Source organism: Streptomyces sp. NPDC001135, from assembly GCF_053598395.1.
In genome coordinates this window covers 91,176-113,590 of the sequence record NZ_JBSFKD010000027.1, presented here as the reverse complement: position 1 = coordinate 113,590, position 22,415 = coordinate 91,176, and the positions used below count along the sequence as shown (strand labels likewise).

Below are 22,415 nucleotides of genomic sequence, written 5' to 3'. Positions count from 1 at the left end.
ACGGCCTCGGGCTCCACCGCCCGAGGGTGGCATGCCTCTCGACGATCCCCCCGTGATCCGCTCACGCCCCGCAAGGCGGTGCCGGCGATCGCCGCGACGGCCCGCGGAGGCACCCCCCGGGGGACGAAGACCCGCGCCTCGGCGGATGCGGGCGTCTGGGCGCACCGGCTACGGCAGCGCCGGAAGGGAGGAGGGGTCGTCGATCACGGGAAGAGGACCCGCCGGTCTCCTACGATCGGTCCGGCGAATGTTTCCGACGGCTGATCGCCGGAGCAGCCGACTGTTCGCCAGGTAGTCGACGGCGCGGAGCACGTGGTCAGGGCTCGCGGTGTTCGTGTGCCGCCTGTTCCAGCGCCTCCGCCTCGGCCTGGGCAATGCGCGTCTCGGCGGCCACGTCGATCGAGCGGGTCAGCCACCAGTACAGCAGCGCGGAGACCGGAAGGCCGATGAACAGCGAGATGTCGGCGCCGCCCAGCGCCTTGGCGGCCGGGCCGACGTAGAGGGTGCCGACGGAGAAGAAGGGGATCATGACGGCGAACCCGACCAGGTAGGAGATGATGCCGTGCCAGCCCCACCGGCCGTAGATGCCGTGCGGGTTGAAGATCTCGGCGATGGCGTAGTGCCCGCGGCGTACGACGTAGTAGTCCATCAGGTTCACGGCGGTCCACGGGATGAACAGGTAGAGCACCAGCAGCAGGAAGTTGTTGAAGTTCGCGAGGAAGTTGGCGGTCGCGGCCAGTGCTCCGACGAGGGAGAGCGCCGCGGTCAGGCCCAGGGTGAGCAGTCGTACGGCCAGCGTCGGCCGGACCCGTTTGAACGAGTCGATGCCGCTGATGAGGGTCAGCGAACCGCCGTACATGTTCAGCGCGGTGACGGACACCAGGCCCAGGGCGGAGAACAGCAGCACGATCGCGCCGAAGCCGTCGAACACCTTGTCGCCGGCCGCGTTGATCGAGGTGATGGTGTCGAAGTTCGCGCCCGCCCAGGCGGCCAGCAGCGACCCGAGGACCATCAGCCAGATGCCGCCGAGCGCGGAGCCGAAGTACGTCCAGTAGAAGGTCTTGCGGACCGTCACATCGGGCGGGAGATAGCGCGAGTAGTCGGAGACGTAGATGGCCCAGCTGATCTGGTAGCCGGCGACCACGCCGAACTGGGCGAGGAACGGGGTCCATTTGAAGGCGCCGAGGTCGAAGGAGCCCGCCGGATAGTGCAGGGTGACGAGGACCCCGACCGTGAAGATGCCGAAGATGACCAGGAAGGTGTACGTCAGGAACCGCTCGGCCTTGTGGATGACGTCGTAGCCGACCAGCGCGATGACGAGCGCGACCACGGTGACCACGACCACCCACAGTTTGACGCCGCCGTGCAGGGTGGTGTGCAGGGAGTCCGCGGCGAGGATGCTGTTGAAGACGTTGAACCCCGCGTACTGCACATAGGCGAAGAGCCACACCAGGAGGGCGCCGACGTAACCGAACTGGGGGCGCGACTGGATCATCTGCGGCAGGCCGAGCTGGGGTCCCTGTGCCGAGTGGAAGGCCATGAAGAAGGTGCCGATGACGGTGCCGGCGACGATGGCCAGCAGGGACCAGATCAGGTTGCCGCCCTCGGTGATGCTGATCAGCCCCACGGCCAGCGTCGCGATCTGGGCGTTGGACATGAACCACAGCGGGCCCAGGTGCCAGAGCTTGCCGTGCCGCTCGTCCAGGGGGACGTAGTCGATGGACCGGACCTCGAGGCCGGACACCCTTGGCTCAGCTGATGTGCTCATGACGCCTCCCGGCGGTCCGTCTGCCTCTGGGAGACATTGTTCTCCGCCGGGGACGGCGTGACGAGCGGTGCGTGCGGAGATATCGGGAGCGGAGGGGGGTGATGAGGTGCGGGCGGCGCGCCCCGACGCCGGACTGGTCACGCAGAGCGAGTGACACAACACGCTCCACTTACGCACCCGGGTGGTCGTGCGCGCCGAACGTTCTCCTGTCAGTGCCCGCCCCCCACGTCGACCGTGCTCGCGGTGAAACGGGACGGAGGCATGCCGAAAGCGCGGGTGAAGGCGGCGGTCAGCGCGGCGGGAGAGGCGTAGCCGAGGCGGCCGGAGACCTCGGTGACCGAGGCCGTACGCAGCAGCGGCACGGCGGCGAGCAGCCGTGCGCGGGTGCGCCAGACCGCCGGACTCTCGCCGGTCTCGGCGCGGAAACGCCGGGTGAAGGCACGTTCGCTCAGGGCGGTCCGCGCGGCCCATACCGTGTTGGTGACGCCGGCGTCCGGGGCGGCCAGATACTCCCGGCAGATCATTGCGAGGTCGGCGGCGGCGGGGATCGCCACGTGGAACGGGAGCGGGGTGCGCGCGGCGATCTCGTGCAGGAGGAGTGCCACGACGCAGCCTTCCCGGCCGGATAGATCGTAGTCGGCCTCGAACTCGAAGGCGGCCAGGAGGAGTTCGCGCAGCAGCGGCGGCACGTCCACGACCGTGCAGGTGGCCGGCCACCAGGGCACGGCGTCCGGCTCGATGTAGAGGCTGCGGGTGCTCACCTCCAGCATGCGGACCCGGTGCCGGGTGGTGGCCGGGATCAGCACCGCCCGCTCCGGCGGAACGGTCCAGGTGCCCTCGGGAGTGTCGACGACCATCACGCCCGTCGCGCCGTACAGGAACTGCGCGCGCCGGTGCTGGTGCCAGTCGAGGACATGGCCGGACGGGTAGTCGGTGCCGAGGGGCAGGACGGCCCGGTCCAGATGGTCGAGGTCGTCCAGGGAGACGTTCTTCACGCGGCCACTGTAGGGGCCGAGTCTCGAAGGAACCGTGCCGGGCATCGCATGCGGGACACCCGTCTCGGCTGGTGAGGTGGCCCTGTGAACGACTTGGCGCTTCTTGGCATCGGACTTCTCACCGGGGTCACGACGGTCCTGTTCGGGTTCGGCGGAGGCTTCGTCGCGGTCCCGGTGGTGGTGTGGGCGGACACGGCGCTCGGCGCGGACGCGATACGGGTGGCGACCGCAACGTCGGCCCTGGTGATGCTGGTGAACGCGGGGTTCGCCACCGCCGTCACGCCCCGGCGCGTCCTGTCCGCCCTGCGCGGCAGCGGCACGCTGCTGCTTCTGCTGGCGGTCGGGGCCGCGGCCGGTGCGCTCGCCACCCGCCACGCCCCGGCCGGCCAGGCCCACTGGGGCTTCGTCGCGTACATCGCTCTCACCATCGTCGACCTGCTCCTGCGCCCCGGCTTCGTGCGGCGGCGCGGACCGGCCGAGGAGAGCGGCGCGAGTCAGCCGGGGCAGACCCGCGAGGCTCAGGCCCCAGGAGAGGTGGGGCGAGCCCGCGCGGCTCGGACGGGGGTGATCCGCGAGGTGCCCCGGTCCCTGCCGGCCGTCCTCGGCGCGCCGATCGGCGCGGTGGCGGCCTTCCTCGGCGTGGGCGGCAGCGTCATGACGGTCCCCGCCCTACGACGCGCCGGACACCCGATGCGGGTGGCGACCGCACTGGCCAACCCCCTCACCCTCGCCATCGCCCTCCCCGCCACCGCGTTCTCACTGACCGGCACGGACACCGTCGCCGTCACCGGAGACACACCTCCGCACCTGGTCGGTCTCGTCGATCTCCGCGCCGCCGGGGCGCTGCTCGTCGGTGCCCTGCCCGTCATCGCGGTGCTGCGGCGCCGGCCGCCCCGGATCCCGGACCGTGCCCATGCCTGGGCGTACCTCGCGCTGCTCGGTGTCGTGGAGCTCGCGATGCTGCTCGCGGGCTGAGGCGGGCCCCCGGCGGACGACGGGCCGTCGGCGGATGTCCGGGCTCAGGGGCTGCCGTCAGGATGCCTTGCGCTGCCGCCTGATCGGTTCTCCCACTCGGTGCATGTGTGTCAGGGCCTCGCGGTAGGACCGGATCAGGCCGGTCTCGTGGTACGGCACGCCGATCTCCGCGCAGTACGCGCGGACGACGACCTGGGCCCGCCGCAGATGGGGTGTGGGCATGCTCGGGAACAGGTGGTGCTCGATCTGGTAGTTGAGCCCGCCGAGCATCACATCGGTGAACCGGCCGCCGCGTACGTTGCGGGAGGTGAGGACCTGGCGGCGCAGGAAGTCGGGCCGTTCGTCACCGCTGAACGTGGGCATGCCCTTGTGGTTCGGTGCGAAGGTGCAGCCGAGGTAGACACCGAAGAGGCACTGGTGCACGGCGAGGAACGCCACCGCCTTGCCGGGCGGGAGCACCAGGAAGAGGGCGGAGACGTACGCGACGAGGTGCAGGAAGAGCAGACCGCCTTCCAGCAGCCGGTGCTTCATGGCCGGCGAGCGCAGCGCGCGCACACTCGCGACGTGCAGGTTGAAGCCCTCCAGGGTCAGCAGCGGGAAGAACAGCCACGCCTGGTGGCCGCCGATGAGACGGGCCAGACCACGGCTGCCGCGGGCCTGGGCGGTGGACCACACGAGGATGTCCGGGGCGACATCGGGGTCGAGTTCCTCGTGGTTGGGGTTGGCGTGGTGGCGGGTGTGCTTGTTCATCCACCAGCCGTAGCTCATGCCGATCCCGAGATTGCCGAAGAGCCGGCCCCATGTCTCACTCGGCCGGCCGCGCCGGAACACCTGCCGGTGCGCCAGGTCATGGGCCACCAGGGCGACTTGGCCGAACAGGAACGCCAGGAAGGCCGCCACCGCCAGCTGCCACCAGGTGTCGCCGAGCGCGAGGAAGGTTCCCCAGCCCGCCACCGTCAGCGCGATCACCAGACCGAGCCGTGCCGTGTAGTAACCGGGTCGCCGCTTCAGCAGACCCGCCTCGGCGATACGCCGGGACAGCCGGGCGAAGTCGCTGCCGGCTGCGGATCCGGACGGACGGGAACGGGCGGCCGGCACCTCGGCAGCGACGGAGGCGTGAGGGGAAAACGTCATGCCGTCGAGTCTCTGCACGCCCGTTCACCCAAAACAGCCAGCCAGTCACCGGACCGGATGGGGGGCTTTCCCTACGACACCCGGGGTGTTGCCACTACTTCAAGCCGCTGACCTCGGCGTTCTCGGGCTCCGGGGTTCCGGTCGACGTGTGGCGTCCGTGGTCAGCGCGCGGCGAGGAGTTCGAGGGTGTCGATCACGCGGTGGGAGAAGCCCCATTCGTTGTCGTACCAGGCGACCACCTTGACGTGACGGCCGTCGACGCGGGTGAGGGCGGAGTCGAAGATCGAGGAAGCCGGATTGCCGGTGATGTCGGAGGACACGAGCGGGTCGTCCGAGTACTCCAGGATGCCGGCGAGTGCGCCCTGGGCCGCGGTGCGGTAGGCGGCCAGCACGTCGTCGCGGGTCACCTCGCGTGCGACGGTCGTGTTGAGTTCGACGATCGAGCCCACCGGAACGGGCACCCGGATGGAGTCGCCCGACAGCTTGCCGTCGAGGTTCGGCAGCACGAGACCGATCGCCTTCGCCGCGCCCGTCGTGGTCGGCACGATGTTGACGGCGGCTGCGCGGGCCCGGCGGGCGTCCCGGTGCGGACCGTCCTGCAGGTTCTGCTCCTGCGTGTAGGCGTGCACGGTCGTCATGAACCCGTGCTCGATCCCGGCGAGTTCGTCCAGCACGGCGGCCAGCGGGGCGAGCGCGTTGGTGGTGCAGGAGGCGTTCGAGACGATCGTGTGCAGGGCCGGGTCGTACGCGTCGGTGTTGACCCCGTACGCGAGCGTGACGTCGGCTCCCTCGGACGGCGCGCTCACGAGCACCTTGCGCGCCCCGGCGTCGAGGTGGGCGCGGGCGGCCTTCGCCGATGTGAAGCGGCCGGTCGCCTCGAGGACGATGTCCACACCGAGTTCGGCCCACGGCAACTGCGCGGGCTCGCGCTCGGCGAGGACGGTGATGCGACGGCCGTCGACGACGAGGGCGTTCCCGTCGACGGTCACGGGGCGGCCGAGCCGGCCGGCTGTGGTGTCGTAGGCGAGCAGCCGTGCGAGGGTGGCGGGTTCCGTGAGGTCGTTGACGGCGACGACCTCCAGGGTGCTGCCGCGTTCGAGCAGTGCGCGCAGCACATTGCGTCCGATACGACCGAAACCATTGATGGCGATGCGAGTCATGAGTGGTGTCCCTTGGGTTCCTGCGGGCCTGCGCCGGCGTCTGACGGTTCCTTCGGCGCGCCACCAGCGTCGCGTGCCGCCGGCGCTCATGACCATGTCGCGAGCGCCATGGTTCGCAAGGATCGCGCCAGCCGCCGGCCACCGCGCCGGTCGCCTCGGCTACTCGCCCTGCGTGAAGGTCCGCCGGTACTCGCTCGGGGTGGTGCCGAGGATCCGCTGGAAGTGCGTCCGCAGATTCGTACCGGTGCCGAGGCCGACGTCGGCGGCGATCTGCTCGATGCTGCGCTCCGAACGCTCGAGCAGTTCGCGGGCCAGGTCGACGCGGGCGCGCATCACCCACTGCATCGGCGTGTACCCGGTGTCCTCGACGAAGCGCCGGGAGAGCGTGCGCGGTGAGACCGCGGCGTGCCGGGCGAGCACCGTGAGGGTGAGGTGCTCACCGAGGCGGTGCAGGGCCCATTCGCGGGTCGCGGCGAACCGCTCGCCGAGCGGCTCGGGCACACTGCGCGGCACGTACTGGGCCTGGCCTCCGCTGCGGTAGGGGGCGGCGACCAGGCGCCGCGCCGCGTGGTTCGACACGGCGATGCCGAGGTCCGTGCGCAGGATGTGCAGGCACAGGTCGATGCCGGAGGCGGCGCCCGCCGACGTCAGCACCCGGCCCTCGTCGACGAAGAGGACGTTCTCGTCGACCCGGACGAGCGGGTGCTTCGCCGCGAGGGCCCGCGCGTAATGCCAGTGCGTCGTCGCGCGCCTGCCGTCGAGCAGGCCCGTGGCCGCGAGCGCGAAGGCCCCCGTCGAGATGGCGGCGAGCCGCGTGCCCCGCGCGTGGGCGGCGAGCAGCGCGTCGACGACGGACCGCGGCGGGTCCTCACGGTCGGGAAACCGGTACCCGGGGATGAACACGATGTCCGCCCACGCGAGGGCGTCCAGGCCGTGGGCGACGTGGTACGACAGCCCGTCGCCGCCCGCCACCAGCCCGGGCGCCGCCCCGCACACCCGCACCTCGTACGGCATGCTGGCCCGCGTCGTGAAGACCTGCGCGGGAATCCCGACGTCGAGCGGCTTCGCGCCTTCGAGGACGAGGACGGCGACGCGTTGCAGACGGGGGGACGGCACGGGACACAGGGTACGAGAGTGGGCCGGGCCCCTGTCGTCGTACGACGACGGGCCCCGCCGGTGGGGAACCGACGGGGCCCGCCGTCCAAGGGCGGGTGACCGGTTGGCGGGGTCAGTCCGTGCCGGACTCCATCGCGGCACGGTCCAGGACGGCGTCCTCCTCCGAGACCTCCCCGCGGGAGGCGATCGCCTCGGCGCCGCCCTGGGGCATGGCGCCGATCAGACCGGTGGAGGCCGCCTGGGCCGCGCCGATCAGGGCCGGGTGCTCGGTGCCGACCATGCCGAGGCCCGCGTACTGCTCCAGCCGCGCGCGGGAGTCCGCGATGTCGAGGTTGCGCATGGTCAGCTGGCCGATCCGGTCCGACGGACCGAACGCGGAGTCCTCGGTCCGCTCCATGGACAGCTTGTCCGGGTGGTAGCTGAACGCGGGGCCCGTGGTGTCGAGGATCGAGTAGTCCTCACCGCGCCGCAGCCGCAGCGTCACCTCGCCGGTGACCGCCGCGCCGACCCAGCGCTGCAGCGCCTCCCGGATCATCAGCGCCTGCGGGTCCAGCCAGCGGCCCTCGTACATGAGGCGGCCGAGCTTGCGGCCCTCGTTGTGGTACTGGGCGAGGGTGTCCTCGTTGTGGATCGCGTTGACCAGCCGCTCGTACGCCGCGTGCAGCAGCGCCATGCCGGGCGCCTCGTAGATGCCACGGCTCTTGGCCTCGATGATCCGGTTCTCGATCTGGTCCGACATGCCGAGGCCGTGCCGGCCGCCGATGGCGTTGGCCTCCATGACCAGCTCGACCGGCGAGGCGAACTCCTTGCCGTTGATCGTCACCGGACGGCCCTGGTCGAAGCCGACCGTCACGTCCTCGGGGGCGATCTCGACCGAGGGGTCCCAGAACCGCACACCCATGATCGGCTCGACCGTCTCGATGCCGGTGTCCAGGTGCTCCAGGGTCTTGGCCTCGTGTGTGGCGCCCCAGATGTTGGCGTCGGTCGAGTACGCCTTCTCCGTGCTGTCGCGGTACGGCAGTCCGTGCGCGAGCAGCCACTCGGACATCTCCTTGCGGCCGCCCAGCTCGGTCACGAAGTCGGAGTCCAGCCACGGCTTGTAGATGCGCAGGTGGGGGTTGGCGAGCAGGCCGTAGCGGTAGAACCGCTCGATGTCGTTGCCCTTGAAGGTGGAGCCGTCGCCCCAGATCTGTACGTCGTCCTCGAGCATCGCCCGGACCAGGAGGGTCCCGGTGACGGCGCGGCCGAGGGGGGTGGTGTTGAAGTAGGCACGGCCGCCCGAGCGGATGTGGAACGCGCCGCAGGCGAGCGCGGCCAGCCCCTCCTCGACCAGGGCCGCGCGGCAGTCGACCAGGCGCGCGATCTCCGCACCGTAGGTCGTCGCGCGGCCGGGCACCGAGGCGATGTCGGGCTCGTCGTACTGGCCGATGTCGGCGGTGTAGGTGCACGGGACGGCACCTTTGTCGCGCATCCACGCGACGGCGACCGAGGTGTCGAGGCCGCCGGAGAAGGCGATACCGACGCGCTCGCCGACCGGAAGGGAAGTGAGGACCTTGGACATAGGAAGAGTATGCATCATTCCGTATGCCCATGCATAGCCCGGACCCCCGGACCGGGCCCTTCGTCACCAAAGAGGGGAAGTTCCGCGAGCAGGGGCGGCGGGGCGCAGCGCGCCGGGCGGCGAGCGCGGCGATGCCGTCGGGGCCGACGCCGGGACGGACACGGCTGGCCGGCCGGGATCGGCGGAGCAACGTGGGCAGCACCCGACGGAACCGCGGCACGGGCCCTCTCAGTGCAGCAGGAAGCCGAAGAGCGGGTGGGCGGGCGCGGACCGTTTCGGCCATCCCACCGGCCGGACCCCGGAAGTGTCCGGCGACGCCCCGGCGCCGGCCCTGCCGGTCGCCGCGCCCGGGAACGCGAGGCCGCCGCGCTGAGCCCGGTGATCGCTGACGTCCACAGTCGGCGACCGGCCGGCGCCGCCGGTACTCCGACGTCGAGGACCTCCGGGTCGTCCACGCCGGGCTGCGCACGCGTGCGGACTCGCTCGGCGACGCCGCCGCCGCCACACTGCGCGCCCGCGTGTCGCACCGGCCCTGGAGCTATCGCCGGGCCAGGACGAGCTGACCGCGTACGGGCCGCTGCTGTCCGACGACGGCGCCGCCCGGCTCGGCACGGCCGCGCTGGTGCGGGCACCGGACGCGGACACGGCACGAGCCCTCTTGACGGCGCTACCGCGAGGTCGGCGTCGGAGGCGAAGTCCCTGGCGGCCGCGGAGTCCGGCAGGTCGACGATGTGCACACTGCCGGTGGGCGTCTCCCCGTCCTCCGTCAGGGTGGGCCCGCGGGTGATCATTTCCTTGGCGCACTGGTCCCTGTAGGCCCAGTGCCGTTCGAGCAGTTCGTCTCCCAGGACACCCCCTCACCACAGGCAGCGCCTCAACTGCTTTGGCTCAGGAAATCCATTGGCAGGCGGCCCGAGCCCTCTAGTACGTTCCCTTTCGGAACTTAGTGAGTACCGAAAGGGAACCCATGGTGTCTCAGCAGACGTGGACCGCCGTCGACGACTACTTCAACGGCCTGCTCGTGAAGGAGGACGACGCCCTGCTCGCGGCTGCCGAGAACAGCGACACAGCCGGGCTCCCGGCGATACAAGTGGCTCCCAACCAGGGCAAGTTGCTGAACCTGCTCGCCAGGCTCCAGGGCGCTCGCCGGATCCTGGAGATCGGCACCCTCGGCGGCTACAGCACCATCTGGCTCGCGCGCGCCCTGCCGGAGGACGGCCGCCTGGTCACACTGGAGAGCGATCCGGACTACGCCGCCGTCGCCGCCGCCAACATCGCCCGCGCCGGGCTGGAGCACGTCGTCGACATCCGCGTCGGCAAGGCCCAGGACACGCTGCCCCGGCTCGCGGCCGACGACGCGGGCCCGTTCGACCTGGTCTTCATCGACGCGGACAAGCCCTCCAACCCGGAGTACCTGGAGTGGTCCCTGAAGCTGACCCGGCCGGGCAGTGTCATCGTCGGCGACAACGTCGTCCGCGACGGCGCCGTCACCGACGCGGGCAGCGACGACCCCCGCGTCCAGGGCGTCCGCCGCTTCACCCAACTCATCGCGGAACACCCCCGGTTGACCGCCACCACACTCCAGACGGTCGGTTCCAAGGGCTACGACGGCTTCACCCTCGCCCTCGTCACGGAGTGAAGGGACAGGGGGTGCGGGGTGCGGGGTGAAGGGTGAGGGGTGAGGGGTGAAAGGTGAGGGCTGAGGCCGAGGACTGAGGTGTGACCGAAGTCCGGTGCCCACCGCCCGAGTCGGCGGGCCCGTACGCACGCTCATCGGCGCGCGCACGGGCCAGAACCCAGCCCTGGATCGGCCCTCGCGCGGGCGACGCCCCCGTCAGCTGCCGGTCAGCAGCCGCCGGACCACGTATCCGGCGGAGTCCACCCCGGAGCTGCCGCCTTCGACCAAGGCCGCGACCGAGATGCGGGAGTCGTACGCGGTGAGCCAGCCGTTGGTGTGGTCCCCCTCCTCCGCGGTGCCGGTCTTGGCGCCGACCCCCACCAGTCCGCCCAGTCGCGGAGCCGCCGTACCGCTGGTGGCCACATCGCGCATCATCGACTGCAGATAGCCTGCCGTGCGGGCGGAGATGGGCCGGGGCGCGGGCTCCTGGTGCTGGCCCGGCAGGATGACCGGCTGCTCGAAGCCGGTGTTGCGGACGGTGGCCGCCACGGATGCCATGAACAGGGGCGTGGCGGTGACCTTGCCCTGGCCGATGAACTGGGCCGCCTGGTCGCCGCCCTGGACGTCCGCCGGGATGCTCGGGTCCGTGGTGGCGACACCGCCGCCGATGGACCAGCTGCCCATGCCGAAGACGTTCACGGCCTCGTCGTGCAGGGCGGAGGCGTCGCCGTCGTGCACGAGGTGGTGGAAACCGTCCTTGATGAAGGAGGTGTTGCAGGACACGGTGAACGCCTGCGCGAGGGAGGCGCCCGGGTTGGGCCGCACGCCGGAGTCGTTGTGGAAGAGCTGGCTGTTGGCCGTCAGGGAGTCCGTGCAGGGTGCGGAACTGTTCGGCGTGAGGCCTGCCTTGTCGAAGAGGGCCGCCGACGTGATGATCTTCATCGTGGAGCCCGGGGACTTGATGCCGTTGATGGCGATGTCGCCGTCGTCGCCCGTGTGCGCGAGCGCGAGGATGTGACCGTTGCGCCAGTCGAGCGCCACGGTCCCGGCAGGCTTCTGCTGAAGGTGGGGGTCCTTCACGGCGCGCTCGGCCACCGCCTGGAGGCCGGCGTCGATGGTGGTCCTGACGATCGCCGGCCGGCCCTTGGTGAAGACCTTCAGCGTCTTGACACCCGCGCCGCCGCCGTCGACCACGGCCACGCCCGTTCCCGGAGTGCCCCCCGTGGACTTCGCCTTCTTGCCGATCGTCGCCACGACGTCCCGCAGCGACGCGAAGCGGGACAGGTCGGTCTTCCCGTCGCTCGCGACGACCTTCGCGCCGGTCGAGCCGGCAGGCAGCTTGCCCGCGGTCAGCGACTGCCCCTCCCCCAGGCCCGGATAGAGAACCGAGTTGTTCCAGTGGACCGCCAGCTGGCCGTTCGTGCTCTGGCGCACGGCGACCGCGCTCGGATAGCTCCAGGTACCGCCCGCGACCTCGGCGGTGACGTCGAAGGTGACCTTGGTGGCTCCCCGCGTCACGGAGGAGGGTCCCGCGGACAGGATGTGTTCGAACGACAGCTTCTTCAGGTGCAGGCCGTCGGCGTAGTCCCGCAGCGCCTGCGAGGCGGTGTCCGGTCCGTCGGTGTCGCTTGCCGCGCCGTCCAGGTGCCGCTGGGCCCAGCTGTCCAGGAACGCGCGGGTCAGCTTCTCCGCCTCCGCCCCCGACGGAGGCGTACTCGACACCGCCGAGGGGTCGAAGCCGCGCGCTTCCTTGGTCGTGTCGTCACCCGCTGAACCGGAGGTCAGACCATGCACGATGTTGTAGGTACCGATTCCCCCGAGGGCGAGCAGCGCGGTGCATGTACCGGCCAGGCCGATCTTCACAGCTCTGTTCATGGAGGGGATCGTATGTATGTTCCATGAAAGCGTGTGCCGATAGTGGGGAGATCGTTACCGGAACGTCAAGTTGGGGGTGACCCGTTCCTCCGCGGCCCGTCCCGCCAAGGACATCACCCTTGCCCTGCGGTCGCCCGGGCGCCCGAGGTCACCGCCTTGAGTTCGGTCAGCGACTCCCGGATCAGCTGCCGCATCGGGCGTTCCTCGGCCGGTGCGATCCAGCGTTCGAAGGCGACCTTGAAGACGGCGACCGCCGCCTCGGCGGCGAGACTCGCGGTCGGCTCCGCGACGCCGCGACCGCGCAGGGTGCCGGTGAGCGCCGCCGCCAACGAGGCGAGCTTGATCAGTTCGCGTTCCTGGAGTTCCGCGTTCGCCGTGATCACGGCATGCCGCCGGCGGGCGAACTCGCGCCGGTCGGCGAACATCTCCGCGACGGCGTCCAGCCCGACCGCCAGCGCGTCGAGCGGCGTCGCGGACCCGGGAGCACCGGCCACCTCCCGGACGAACAGGTCCTCCAGCTCACCGGCGCCGGCGAACAGCACCTCGCGCTTGTCGGCGTAGTGCCGGAAGAAGGTCCGCTCGGTGAGCCCGGCGCTCTTGGCGATCTCCGCCACGGTGGTCTGTTCGTACCCGCGCTCGGCGTAGAGCGCCAGTGCGGCCTTCGCCAGGCGTCCGCGCGCGTCCGGCTCCCATCTCCCCATACGGAGATCTTACGTGATGACAGGGACTGACATCAGGTGTAGCGTCTATGACAGTCACTGACATCGAGTGGTGGGGGTCTCCCATGCGCATCTTCGTCACCGGCGCTTCCGGCTGGATCGGATCCGCCGTCGTACCCGAACTCGTCGAGGCGGGGCACCAGGTCGCCGCGCTCGCCCGGTCCGACGCCTCCGCCGCCGCGCTCGGCGCGGCGGGCGTCGAGGTCGTCCGCGGCACCGTCGACGACCTCGACGTCCTGCGGGACGCGGCCGCCGCGTCGGACGGGGTGATCCACCTCGCCTTCAAGCACGACATCGCCTTCAGCGGCGACTTCCAGGGCGCCGCCGAGGCGGACCGCCGCGCCGTCGACACCTTCGGCGAAGCGCTCGCCGGGACTGGCCGGCCCTTCGTCCTCGCCTCCGGCGTGGCCGGCCTCGCCCCCGGACGAGTGGCGACCGAGCGGGACATGCCCACGTTCGACGGCTCGCCGGTCTCGATCCGGGCCGTCACCGCGCAGGAGGTGCTCGGGTTCGCCTCGCGTGGCATCCGCTCGTCCGTGGTGCGGCTCTCGCCGACCTGTCACGGCGAGGGGGACAACGGTTTCATGGCCATGCTGGTCGCCCTTGCCCGCGAAAAGGGCGTCTCCGCCTACATCGGCGACGGTGCGAACCGCTGGCCGGCCGTGCACCGTCTCGACGCCGCGCGTCTCTTCCGCCTGGCGGTCGAACGGGCCCCGGCCGGATCGGTGTTGCACGGTGCCGCGGAGGAAGGCGTCACGATCCGTGCCGTCGCCGAGGTGATCGGCCGGCACCTCGACGTACCGGTGACCTCCGTGCCCCCCGAGGCCGCGGCCGGACACTTCACCTGGCTGGCAGGCTTCCTCGGCCTCGACGCCCCGATGTCGAGCACCCTGACCCGCGAGCTGCTGGACTGGGAGCCGGCGCAGCCGGTCCTCCTCGAAGACCTCGGCAAGGGGCACTACTTCGAGGCCCCTGCCGCCGGCGCCTGAGAGGGCCTTCGGCTGACAGCCCAGGAGATGCGGACACCCTCGGCCGGTCCGTCGCCGGGGCGGGACGACGAGGCGTCACGGCTGAGGAGGGAGCGCACCACGACTGAGGACGGGCACGCCCCGACCGAGATAACCGGGGTACGGGCACGCCCCGAGCGAGGACGGGCACGCCCCGACTGAGGTACGGGCACGCCACGGCAGGAGGCGGCGGCTCCACGACAGAAGGCGGGAGGCCGCCACGGCAGAAGGTGACGGCTCTACGAACAGACTGCGGGAGCCGCCCCCTGGAAGGCTGCGGCTCCGCGTCCGGACCGGGGCGATCGCCCATCGCCCGGCTCGGCGCCGCGGCCGTAGACGCCGATCGCCCCGCCCCCCGAGCTCTGCGACGGCTGCCGGGCCTTCCCCCCGGGCAGGAACCCCCGGCAGGAACCCCCCTCGGCCCGGTGTCCGTCGGGCCGAGGGGGAACGCCTGGTGCAGGGTGGCCGCGGGGCTGTAGACGCGATGCGACGGGCGGAGCCGGGAGCGTGGTGGGCAAGGGTGGAGTTACCCGTTCCCGCTGTCGAGGTGGGCCAGGTAGGCGCTGAGACGTGTGGCGGCGTGCAGCATGGCGAGGCCCTGGGCGGTGAGTTTTCGTTGCCAGGTGTCCAGGGAGGCGGCCAGCGCTTCCGTGCCACCGGCCGTACGGATCTGCTGGACCACGGTGGCGATGTGGTCGAGGAGATGACCCCCGCGCCGCAGGAGGTGTGCCAGCTCGGCGTCACGGATGTCGTCGGCGTGGAAGACGCGGTATCCGGTCGCCGGGTCCCGGGTGGGCGTGAGGATGCCGGCGCTTTCCCAGTTGCGCAAGGTCGCCGGGGTGACGTCGAGTTGGTGCGCGAGTTCACCCACGGTGCGGGTGACGGGACCCGCTGCGGAGTCCGGGGCAGCCGGGGACCTTGCTGTCAGGTGGTTCACCGCTGCGCGCACGGCTTCGAGGGTGTCCCGGTCACGGAGCAGCTGAGCGTGGCCGCGGTCGATGACCGTCAGGGCGTCGTCACGTTCGTCCCGGTGGACGGCGTTCATGATCTGGCCGGCGGCGGCGTACCCGTACGCCGGGACCAGCGAGAGGTAGGCGCGCAGGGCTGCCGCGTGCACCTCGGTGTAGATCCGGTAGCCGCTGGGCGTGCGCTCGGCGGGCGGGATGAACCCGTGCCGCTCGTAGTTGCGCACGGCCTGGGTCGAGATGCCGTGTTCGCGCGCGAGATCGGTCGGTCGCAAGGTGATCACCGGTTGAGACTTTACCCCAGCTCTCCCCTGCGAGGCAGCGCGATCCGAGCGCAACGGGTTCCCAAAGCCTCAACCGTTCTTTCAAAGATACGATTGAGGTCCATGAGTCAGGACATCCGAGACTTCGTGACCCCGGCATGCGACCTCTTGGCGCTCGGTGAGCCCACACACCAGGAACCGGCGTTCGGACGGGTCCGCAACGCACTGTTCGCCCAGCTGGCCGACCGTGGCTTCCGGTCGATCGCCCTCGAAACCGATCGCGTGGCGGCCCTCGCCGTGAACGACTACGTCCAGGAGGGAACCGGAAACCTCGACGCGGTCATGCGTGAAGGCTTCTCCCACGGCCTCGGGGACCAGGATCCCAACAGGCGGCTGGTCAGCTGGATGCGCGACCACAACCGGAACCGGCCGCCGGAAGAACGCCTGGCCTTCCACGGCTTCGACGCGCCGCTGGAGAACTTCAGCGCAGCCAGCCCCCGGACCTTTCTGGAACACGCCCGCGACTACCTGGGACTCGACCTCGACCTCGCGGCACTCACCGGCGACGACACACGGTGGAGCCGGCCGGAGGCGGTCCTGGACCACGCCATGTCACCCGGCGCCACGGCCGACGCGGAGCGACTGCGGTCGATCGCGGACGACATGCACCTCGCGCTCCACGGACGCGCCCCGGAACTGATCGCGGCCACGTCCCGCGAGGACTGGGTCAGGGCCAGAACACATCTCACGGCCGGCCTGGGCCTGCTGCGCTACCACAAGCAGTCGGCACAGCCCCTCGAACCGGGTTCCCGGGAACCCTGCCTGCTCGCCGCCCGCGACGCCCTCATGGCACAGAACCTCCTGGACATACGGGCCGTCGAGGAGGGACGGGGCGCGACGCTGGTCTTCACGCACAACTTCCACCTGCAGCGCAACGCGTGTGCCTGGCGCCCGGGGGGCCCGGGCGCGCAGTGGTCCGGTGCCGGTGCCATCGTGGCCGCTCTGCTGGGCGAGCGGTACGTCTGCGTCGCCGGCAGCCTGGGCCGCAGTGAGACGCTGGGGCTCCAGGACCCCGCTCCGGACACCCACGAGGGCCGCCTCCAGAGCCGTATCACCACCTGGGCCCTGGAACCGGCCACCGCGGACCCGTCCGCCCGCACCCGGACGGACACACACCCGAGGCAGGGCTACTTCCCCCTCGACCGGGCGACGCTGGGCGCGGTGGACGCGGTCCTGCACATCAGCGACGGCACGACCGCCGGCAGACCCGCACACCCCTGACGGGGCAGGAGGGCCCGAAGCCCACGCCGCCGGGCCGCACATGCGGCATGACGATGCTCATGCACACATTCCCGCCGAAAGGCGCATGCCGCGTGAACGGCCCGGCGCGCTGCGCGCTGACCGGTCCTCCCGTCCGACACGCCCGCTGCCGCGTTCCTGACCGTCCGCGCACCACGGCACTGCCGGGCGTCCCCGCGACCACCCGGACGGCGCCCGCCGTACCCGCGGCGAGCCGCGACGCCGTGACCGTGACGGCTCGCCTGCCCGGCGTGCGGCCGGTCGCCCCGTAGGCTGGGCCCGTGACCGGCGAGAATGATCTGCAGACACTGCTCAGAGGCATGCGTCCGGAGCTGAATCCGGGCCACTATGTCTTCACCATGGCCGAGGGGGGTGTCCCTTCCGGTGTCACCCCTGTGGTGACGGTCGCCGAACAGGAGGGCCTGACCCTCGTCGTTCCGCAGGCGGAGGCGGACGCGGCGGGGATGGCGTACGACTACGTGGCCGGATGGATCACCCTGCGGGTGCACTCCGCCCTGGCCGCGGTGGGACTGACCGCGGCCGTCTCCCGTGCCCTCGCCGACGCGGGCCTGAGCTGCAATGTGGTCGCCGGTTTCCACCACGACCACCTCTTCGTGCCCTACGACGACGCCGAGCGGGCCGTGGAGGTCCTCCAGCAGCTGTCCCACACCTCTGCCTGAGCCGCTGCGCCCCCGCCTCGCCGACCCGGCACGCATCGACGGTTCGGACCGCATGGCGGCACTCAGAGGTGCGGACCCGGACCGCTGACAACACTCGTCACTTCACCACGGGCATGATCAACGTCTGCACGAAGTCGACGGCGCCTTCTCGCTGGTAGAAGCGCACGGCGTCCTCGTTGCCCGCGATGACCGAGATCTTCATGACCTGGATGCCGCACTGGGCAAGATGCTCGCGCGCCGCGCCGAGGAGTGCCTGCCCCACGCCGGCGCCACGAGCCTCGTCATCGACCACGAGGGTCTCCAGCACGCCGGCCTGGTCTCCCCACTGCCACGAGCCGGCACCGTCGACGACGCGCACGACCGCGTAACCGAGCGGACGATCCACGTCCCGCGCGACCAGCACCCTGGTGAGCGGCTCCCGCATCCACCTGAGGTACTGCCCGCGCCGCAGCCGCCATGAGTCCGCGGGGGAGCGAAGAGCCCCCAGACCCGCCAGATGTCCCGCCTTGCGGCTGTGATGGTCGAGCAACTGCCTCCAGAGGAACTCCAAGCGGTCGACATCAGGAGACGCCAGAACATCGATCACGGGATTCACACCGGGCAGCGTAACCAGCGACACCCGCTCGGACACAACCGACGACCAGGTCGGCCGTCCGAGCCGAGCCCGCGGACGAGCATCCGGCGACCCTGCTGCCGCGGAGCACGTCCGGACGGATCCGGGTGGCCTCCCGGTCTCACCGCCCGAGACGATCCGGATCCGCCCGGAGCACCATCGTCCCAACGGCCCTGGGAGAAGGGTGCGGTGGCACGGAAGCGCTCAGTCGTGGCCGCGCCCGCTCCGATCGCCTCCAGCGCCGCGAGGTACCGCACGCCCGGATCGACTCCGGCGCTGTGCGCGAGGAGGTCCCTCCGCTCCAGGTCCTGTGGCACGGCGGGCCCGGTACCGCGCAGCTCCGGCCCGATCAGCTTCCGGTGCACGGACAGCCGCCCGAGCCGCCCCGGTACCTCGACTGCCGCGGTCCGCCGGACAGGCACACCACGGTGTGCCGTCCCCCGGACGCACAGCAGCCCGTTCTCGCCCGCGGATTCGCTGAGTTGCGGCTGCACGGACCCGCGACGCCTGACCCGTGACCCGCCGAGCCCGGTCTCTCCCCACGTCCTGACCGAACTCCGTATCCCACACGAAGGGCGTCTGCGCCACACTCTGTTGCTGCGCGACGGCTGGCGGGACCCGCCGGCCTTCAGCATCCTCGGGGAGGAATGGCACACCTCGCGCAACGCACAGGATTCACTCAGTAGAAACAGGTTGGCCCACCCGTATCATCCATGTGTCGGGACACCCCCCGCAGGTAACCTCCCCGCTCTGCCGGGGAACCCGCAGTACAACTCCCGCTCCCCGCTTGCCGCGACCGGAGGCAAAGGAGCGCACCCCACTCACACCGTCGGAGCGTCAGATGCCTGAGCCCACCACCCCCGTCACCGAGTTGACCTCGCAGTACGTCAGCCAGGTGACCAACGACCTCGAGCGCAACGTCAAGGAACAGGAGCGCATCTCCGCCGAAATCGTGGCGCTGCAGGAACAGTTGACGGCCCTGCAGCATGATCACACCATCCTGACGAGCATGCAGCAGGCGCTCGGCGTGACCTCGGTGGGCGCACCCACCACCACCGACGGCGCCGTGGTGCCCGGTCCGCGGCAGCAGACCACCGCCACGTCCGGCACACGCCGGACGCCGAAGAAGGCGACGGCGGAGCAGTCCGCGTCCGGGAAGGAACAGCCCGAGCCCAAGAAGCGGTCCGCCAAGAAGCCTGCGGTGACCAAGCCCGTGGCGTCCAAGCCCGCGGCGAAGAAGGCGGCCGCCGCTCAGACGGCTCAGCCCACGCTCGTCGAGCTCGTCCGCCGTCATCTGGCGGACCAGCAGGAGCCGCGCTCCGCCGCGGAGGTCACCGAGGCACTCGAGAAGGCACATCCCGGACGGGCGATCCAGACCAAGGTCATCCGCACCACTCTGGAGAACCTCGTGGCCCGCAACAGCGCCCAGCGCACCAAGCAGGGCTCGTCCGTCTTCTACACCCTTCCCGCCGGTTCCGAGCCGACGGCGGCGAACGCGGAGGAGCCCCAGCCCGACGCTGCCGAGTGACCGTGTTCCCCCCGCCCCGTCCTGACCGTACCTGAGCGCCGTCGGGGTGCCTCGGCCCTCAGCCCGCTCGGGACGGGTTCCGGTCGGCACCGGAGGGTGTCGCCGAGTCGCGGGACGGGGCCGGCCCGGCACGGCCGTACTCCTCGCGCCCCGCCTCGAGCCGGTTGAACCGGCGCAGCGCCGCATATGGTCGCCGCTGCCTGTGACTCACTGGCCGGCGCCGGCCCGCTGCCGCGTCTGGTCGAACTCGTTCACGGGGTCGCCCGTGGTCTGCCAGGGCCATACGGTGACAACGCCGCCGATCGCCTCGAAGAGGGAGCGCGCCTCGGCGCGCCGGTCCGCGGCCATCAGCGCGTACGCGAGGAGGTTGAGGTCGGCCAGCGCCTTGGCGTGGCGGAGGAACCCGGGCTGGCCCCATGTGTGTGCCACGCGGTCGAGGGCCTGCGCGGCCATCGCCTGGGACCAGTGGTTGCGCGCGACCAGTGCCTCGAACCCGCCGCGGTCGAGAATGGAGTGGTACTGGAGGACCTGGGCGGTGAGTTCGGTCGCGACGCACGGCGCGTTGGCGGGCATGCGGGCGCCCAGGCTGTCCACGAACTCCAGTACCTGGATACGCGACCCCGCCTCCTGTGGGCTGAGATAGGCCAGCATGCTCAGATAGGCCTCGCGGTTCCAGCGATCGCGTGCGAGCACCTCGTTCCACACCCCGAAGACCTGGGACTGCTCCCGGCGCTCCAGACGTGCCACCGCGAGCAGAGCCACCCAGGGCGTGGGGTCGTCCGGAGTGAGTTCGGCAGCCCGCAGACAGGCATCGACGGTGCCGGCGGGGTCTTCCAGGCGCCCCTGGGCGCGGGCCTGCGCCACCTGGGTCCAGGCGTGCAGGACGAGCGCGTTCGCGTTGTGCGGCTCCCGCGTGACCCAGGACCGGGGCAGATGGGATCCGGCGAGGTAGCCCGCCAGGACGTCCATGCGGTGCGCCCGGCGGTCCCAGTCCCCCGGGTCCTGCTCCAGGAGCCGGGACATCTGCGCCACACACAGCTCGGTGGTCCCGAAGGTGCCGGTCCTGGTGGTCGCCACGAGAGACTTCAGCAGCTTGCCCAGCTCCTGGTCGTCGAGCTCCGGAGCGAGGCGGGCCCTTCTGCGGCGACTTGAAAGAAATGCCATGGCCGGAGGCTAGGGCGAATCGGTGAGGATACAAGGGCTGGGCCGAGATCGTTATGGTTTACACGTATCATCCGACATCTGTCCGGGCGACGGTCGTGTTGCCGGTATTCCGGGTGCCGGACAGGAGGCGGGTGACCGCGATCCGGCGGCGCCCGGCGGCACGGCCCGGAACACCAGCGCCGCCGCGGCCGCCACGCCCGCCGCCATTGCCAGGGTGCCGGGGAGGGACCAGGCCGCGAGCGGGCCGGCGATCGCCGCGCCCGATGCGAACCCGGTGGTCTTCAGGCTGGCACCGGTGGTGAAGATCTGGCTGCGCAGACGGTCCGGAGCCTCCCGGTGGCGTACCGCGAACAAGGCGGTGAGCTGCGGTCCTTCGCCGATCCCGGCCAGCAGCAGGGCCGGGACGAGCGCGGCGGGGCGGGCCGTTGCCGCCAGGGCGAGCGCGCCGGCCTGGACCAGGGCGCCGGCCCAGACGATCGAGTCGGGGGCCATCGCCCGGGGGAACCGGGCCAGTACGGCGTTGGCCGCCAGAGCCGAGACGGCCGCGCAGGACAGCAGCAGCGCGCCTCGGCCCGCTCCGCCGAGAACACGTTTGCCCAGCAGCGGGACGCAGGCCGTCAGCATGCCCTGGGCCACGCAGCACAGGACCGAGACCAGGGTCGCCCGTGCCAGCCGGCGCTTCTTGACGATCACCCGCATTCCGGCGGCCAGGTCGCCGGCCAGCGGGCCCCGCTCCCCTTCCCGCACCCGCGCCGGACGCCCCGGCAGGGTCCACGCGGCGGGCGCCGCCGAGCCGATGAGTGCCGCCGAGACCACGACGGCCGTCGACGCCCCCAGGGCCTCGGCCACGCCACCGGCAAGACCCGGACCGGCCAGGCTCGCCATGCCGAAGGTCATGGCGTCGAGGGCGTTGGCGCGTGGCAGCCGGTCACCCGCCGCCACGCGCGGCAGCTGGCCCGTCCAGCCGCCCGACAGCGCGGGGCCCAGCGATCCGGTCAGTACGGCGATCACGACGGTGACCGTGAACGGAAGCCGGCCGAGCCCCACGAGGATCGCCACGAGCCCGGCCGCGTACAGAGTGAGCGCCACGGCGAGCAGCCGTCCCGGCCGCTGCTGCCGGTCGAGTGCCGCCCCGAGCACCGGGCCCCCTGCTGCCGCCGCGACCGTGATGCCCGCGAGCAGTGCCGACGCCTCGGAGACCGACCCGGCGACGGCGAATCCCGCCAGCATCAGAGCCGGTCCCGACATCTCGTCCCCGGTTCGGGCCACCCCTGCCCCCACGCAGTAGGAGGCCATCGCGTAACGCCGTTTCACTCGGACGACGTTACGGAGGTAACTCAAAACCTCGCAATATGCGTTACATTGCGCTGGTGTCCTCCCGCAACGTCGCCGACGGTGACTGGTCCACCCGGCACTCCGTCCTGACCATGGCGCGCCGCACCGCCGCCCTCGTCAACGCCCTCGCCGGGGACCGCCCCGATCCCGGCGACGTGGCGGAGGTGCTGCGCGCGTACGGCGAGAGGGGCCCCGTCGACCTGACGGCCCGTGAGGTCGAGCGGATGCGGGACGCCGCCGACCGGCTGCGGGAGGTCTTCGCCGCCGAGCACGCCGACGACGCGGCCGTCACCCTCAACCGTCTGCTGCGCGGACACACCGGTCCCCTCCGTCTGACCTCCCACGGGGGCGGCACGCCCTGGCATCCCCACCTCGACCATGACGACGACGCCCCCTGGGACGAGTGGTTCCTCGCCTCGTCCTGCCTGGCCCTGACCGTTCTCGTGTGGGACCGCCAGCTCCCGCCCGGCAGGACCTGCGCGTCCGGCGCCTGCCGGAACGTCTTCGTCACCCAGGGGCCGGGCCCCGAACGCCGCTACTGCTCCCGGCGCTGCGCGACCCGCGAGCGGGTCGCGGCCCACCGGCGGGCCCGCTCCGCGCCCTCCCCCGGGTGACCGGAGGGCCGGCCGCGCGGGCCGGT

Annotated in this window: 19 protein-coding genes and 2 pseudogenes; 8 read left to right on the top strand and 13 right to left on the bottom strand. The window is 71.5% G+C overall.

Annotated elements, in window-relative coordinates; genetic code table 11:
* Positions 1–316 precede the first annotated feature (316 nt).
* Both ACWC94_RS28980 and ACWC94_RS28975 read right to left on the bottom strand, forming a co-directional pair.
* Positions 317–1,768: a purine-cytosine permease family protein gene (locus ACWC94_RS28980; RefSeq protein WP_450800129.1), complete on the bottom strand. Its 1,452-nt coding sequence runs from the start codon at positions 1,766–1,768 to the stop codon at positions 317–319.
* 209 nt (positions 1,769–1,977) lie between these two features.
* Positions 1,978–2,763 carry an AraC family transcriptional regulator gene (locus ACWC94_RS28975; RefSeq protein ID WP_450800128.1) on the bottom strand — a complete coding sequence of 262 codons (786 nt, stop codon included), beginning with the start codon at positions 2,761–2,763 and terminating at the stop codon, positions 1,978–1,980.
* Positions 2,764–2,847: 84 nt separating this feature from the next.
* Between ACWC94_RS28975 and ACWC94_RS28970 the strand changes: the two genes are divergently transcribed.
* Entirely contained in the window at positions 2,848–3,738 is an 891-nt protein-coding gene (locus ACWC94_RS28970; protein ID WP_450800127.1) for a TSUP family transporter, read from the top strand.
* Between the two features lie 57 nt (positions 3,739–3,795).
* On the opposite strand, the gene ACWC94_RS28965 is transcribed toward ACWC94_RS28970, so the two are convergent.
* From ACWC94_RS28965 to argG, 4 genes are all read right to left on the bottom strand, one after another.
* The gene (locus tag ACWC94_RS28965; protein WP_450800126.1) at positions 3,796–4,872 is read right to left on the bottom strand and encodes a fatty acid desaturase family protein; all 1,077 of its coding nucleotides are present in this window, start codon (positions 4,870–4,872) and stop codon (positions 3,796–3,798) included.
* 161 nt (positions 4,873–5,033) lie between these two features.
* Positions 5,034–6,032, bottom strand: a complete 999-nt coding sequence (gap, locus tag ACWC94_RS28960) for a type I glyceraldehyde-3-phosphate dehydrogenase (RefSeq protein WP_450800125.1) — start codon at positions 6,030–6,032, stop codon at positions 5,034–5,036.
* 159 nt (positions 6,033–6,191) lie between these two features.
* Entirely contained in the window at positions 6,192–7,148 is a 957-nt protein-coding gene (locus ACWC94_RS28955; protein WP_450800124.1) for a GlxA family transcriptional regulator, read from the bottom strand.
* A 112-nt stretch (positions 7,149–7,260) separates the two neighbouring features.
* Positions 7,261–8,709 (bottom strand): argininosuccinate synthase, encoded by a 1,449-nt coding sequence (gene argG / locus ACWC94_RS28950; RefSeq protein WP_450800122.1) that lies wholly within the window; start codon positions 8,707–8,709, stop codon positions 7,261–7,263.
* Positions 8,710–9,253: 544 nt separating this feature from the next.
* On the opposite strand from argG, the pseudogene ACWC94_RS28945 reads away from it, so the two are divergent.
* Positions 9,254–9,373, top strand: a pseudogene (locus ACWC94_RS28945) (YciI family protein); the annotation flags it as partial.
* A 19-nt stretch (positions 9,374–9,392) separates the two neighbouring features.
* On the opposite strand, the pseudogene ACWC94_RS28940 reads toward ACWC94_RS28945, so the two are convergent.
* Positions 9,393–9,557: pseudogene (locus ACWC94_RS28940) on the bottom strand (YciI family protein); the annotation flags it as partial.
* 122 nt (positions 9,558–9,679) lie between these two features.
* Here ACWC94_RS28940 and ACWC94_RS28935 point away from each other — a divergent pair.
* On the top strand, positions 9,680–10,348 hold the full coding sequence (locus ACWC94_RS28935; protein WP_450800120.1) for an O-methyltransferase: 669 nt from the start codon (positions 9,680–9,682) through the stop codon (positions 10,346–10,348).
* 195 nt (positions 10,349–10,543) lie between these two features.
* Here the strand turns inward: ACWC94_RS28935 and ACWC94_RS28930 are convergent, their stop codons facing one another.
* Complete coding sequence (locus ACWC94_RS28930) at positions 10,544–12,202, bottom strand: penicillin-binding transpeptidase domain-containing protein (protein ID WP_450800118.1); 1,659 nt, start codon at positions 12,200–12,202, stop codon at positions 10,544–10,546.
* 113 nt (positions 12,203–12,315) lie between these two features.
* Positions 12,316–12,903 (bottom strand): TetR/AcrR family transcriptional regulator, encoded by a 588-nt coding sequence (locus ACWC94_RS28925; protein WP_450800117.1) that lies wholly within the window; start codon positions 12,901–12,903, stop codon positions 12,316–12,318.
* 83 nt (positions 12,904–12,986) lie between these two features.
* Between ACWC94_RS28925 and ACWC94_RS28920 the strand changes: the two genes are divergently transcribed.
* Positions 12,987–13,910 carry an SDR family oxidoreductase gene (locus tag ACWC94_RS28920; protein WP_450800159.1) on the top strand — a complete coding sequence of 308 codons (924 nt, stop codon included), beginning with the start codon at positions 12,987–12,989 and terminating at the stop codon, positions 13,908–13,910.
* 544 nt (positions 13,911–14,454) lie between these two features.
* Here the strand turns inward: ACWC94_RS28920 and ACWC94_RS28915 are convergent.
* Entirely contained in the window at positions 14,455–15,177 is a 723-nt protein-coding gene (locus tag ACWC94_RS28915; RefSeq protein WP_450800116.1) for a TioE family transcriptional regulator, read from the bottom strand.
* A gap of 102 nt (positions 15,178–15,279) precedes the next feature.
* On the opposite strand from ACWC94_RS28915, the gene ACWC94_RS28910 reads away from it, so the two are divergent.
* Positions 15,280–16,437 (top strand): erythromycin esterase family protein, encoded by a 1,158-nt coding sequence (locus ACWC94_RS28910; protein ID WP_450800115.1) that lies wholly within the window; start codon positions 15,280–15,282, stop codon positions 16,435–16,437.
* A 299-nt stretch (positions 16,438–16,736) separates the two neighbouring features.
* Complete coding sequence (locus ACWC94_RS28905) at positions 16,737–17,135, top strand: ACT domain-containing protein (RefSeq protein WP_450800114.1); 399 nt, start codon at positions 16,737–16,739, stop codon at positions 17,133–17,135.
* Positions 17,136–17,232: 97 nt separating this feature from the next.
* Here the strand turns inward: ACWC94_RS28905 and ACWC94_RS28900 are convergent, their stop codons facing one another.
* Entirely contained in the window at positions 17,233–17,766 is a 534-nt protein-coding gene (locus ACWC94_RS28900; RefSeq protein ID WP_450800113.1) for an N-acetyltransferase family protein, read from the bottom strand.
* A gap of 823 nt (positions 17,767–18,589) precedes the next feature.
* Between ACWC94_RS28900 and ACWC94_RS28895 the strand changes: the two genes are divergently transcribed.
* On the top strand, positions 18,590–19,276 hold the full coding sequence (locus ACWC94_RS28895; protein ID WP_450800112.1) for a hypothetical protein: 687 nt from the start codon (positions 18,590–18,592) through the stop codon (positions 19,274–19,276).
* Positions 19,277–19,483: 207 nt separating this feature from the next.
* On the opposite strand, the gene ACWC94_RS28890 is transcribed toward ACWC94_RS28895, so the two are convergent.
* Together ACWC94_RS28890 and ACWC94_RS28885 are read right to left on the bottom strand one after the other, a co-directional pair.
* A complete protein-coding gene (locus ACWC94_RS28890; protein ID WP_450800111.1) occupies positions 19,484–20,440 on the bottom strand; it encodes a hypothetical protein in 957 nt (318 codons plus the stop codon).
* Positions 20,441–20,491: 51 nt separating this feature from the next.
* A complete protein-coding gene (locus tag ACWC94_RS28885) occupies positions 20,492–21,736 on the bottom strand; it encodes an MFS transporter (RefSeq protein ID WP_450800158.1) in 1,245 nt (414 codons plus the stop codon).
* A gap of 56 nt (positions 21,737–21,792) precedes the next feature.
* On the opposite strand from ACWC94_RS28885, the gene ACWC94_RS28880 reads away from it, so the two are divergent.
* Entirely contained in the window at positions 21,793–22,389 is a 597-nt protein-coding gene (locus ACWC94_RS28880; RefSeq protein WP_450800110.1) for a CGNR zinc finger domain-containing protein, read from the top strand.
* Positions 22,390–22,415 lie beyond the last annotated feature (26 nt).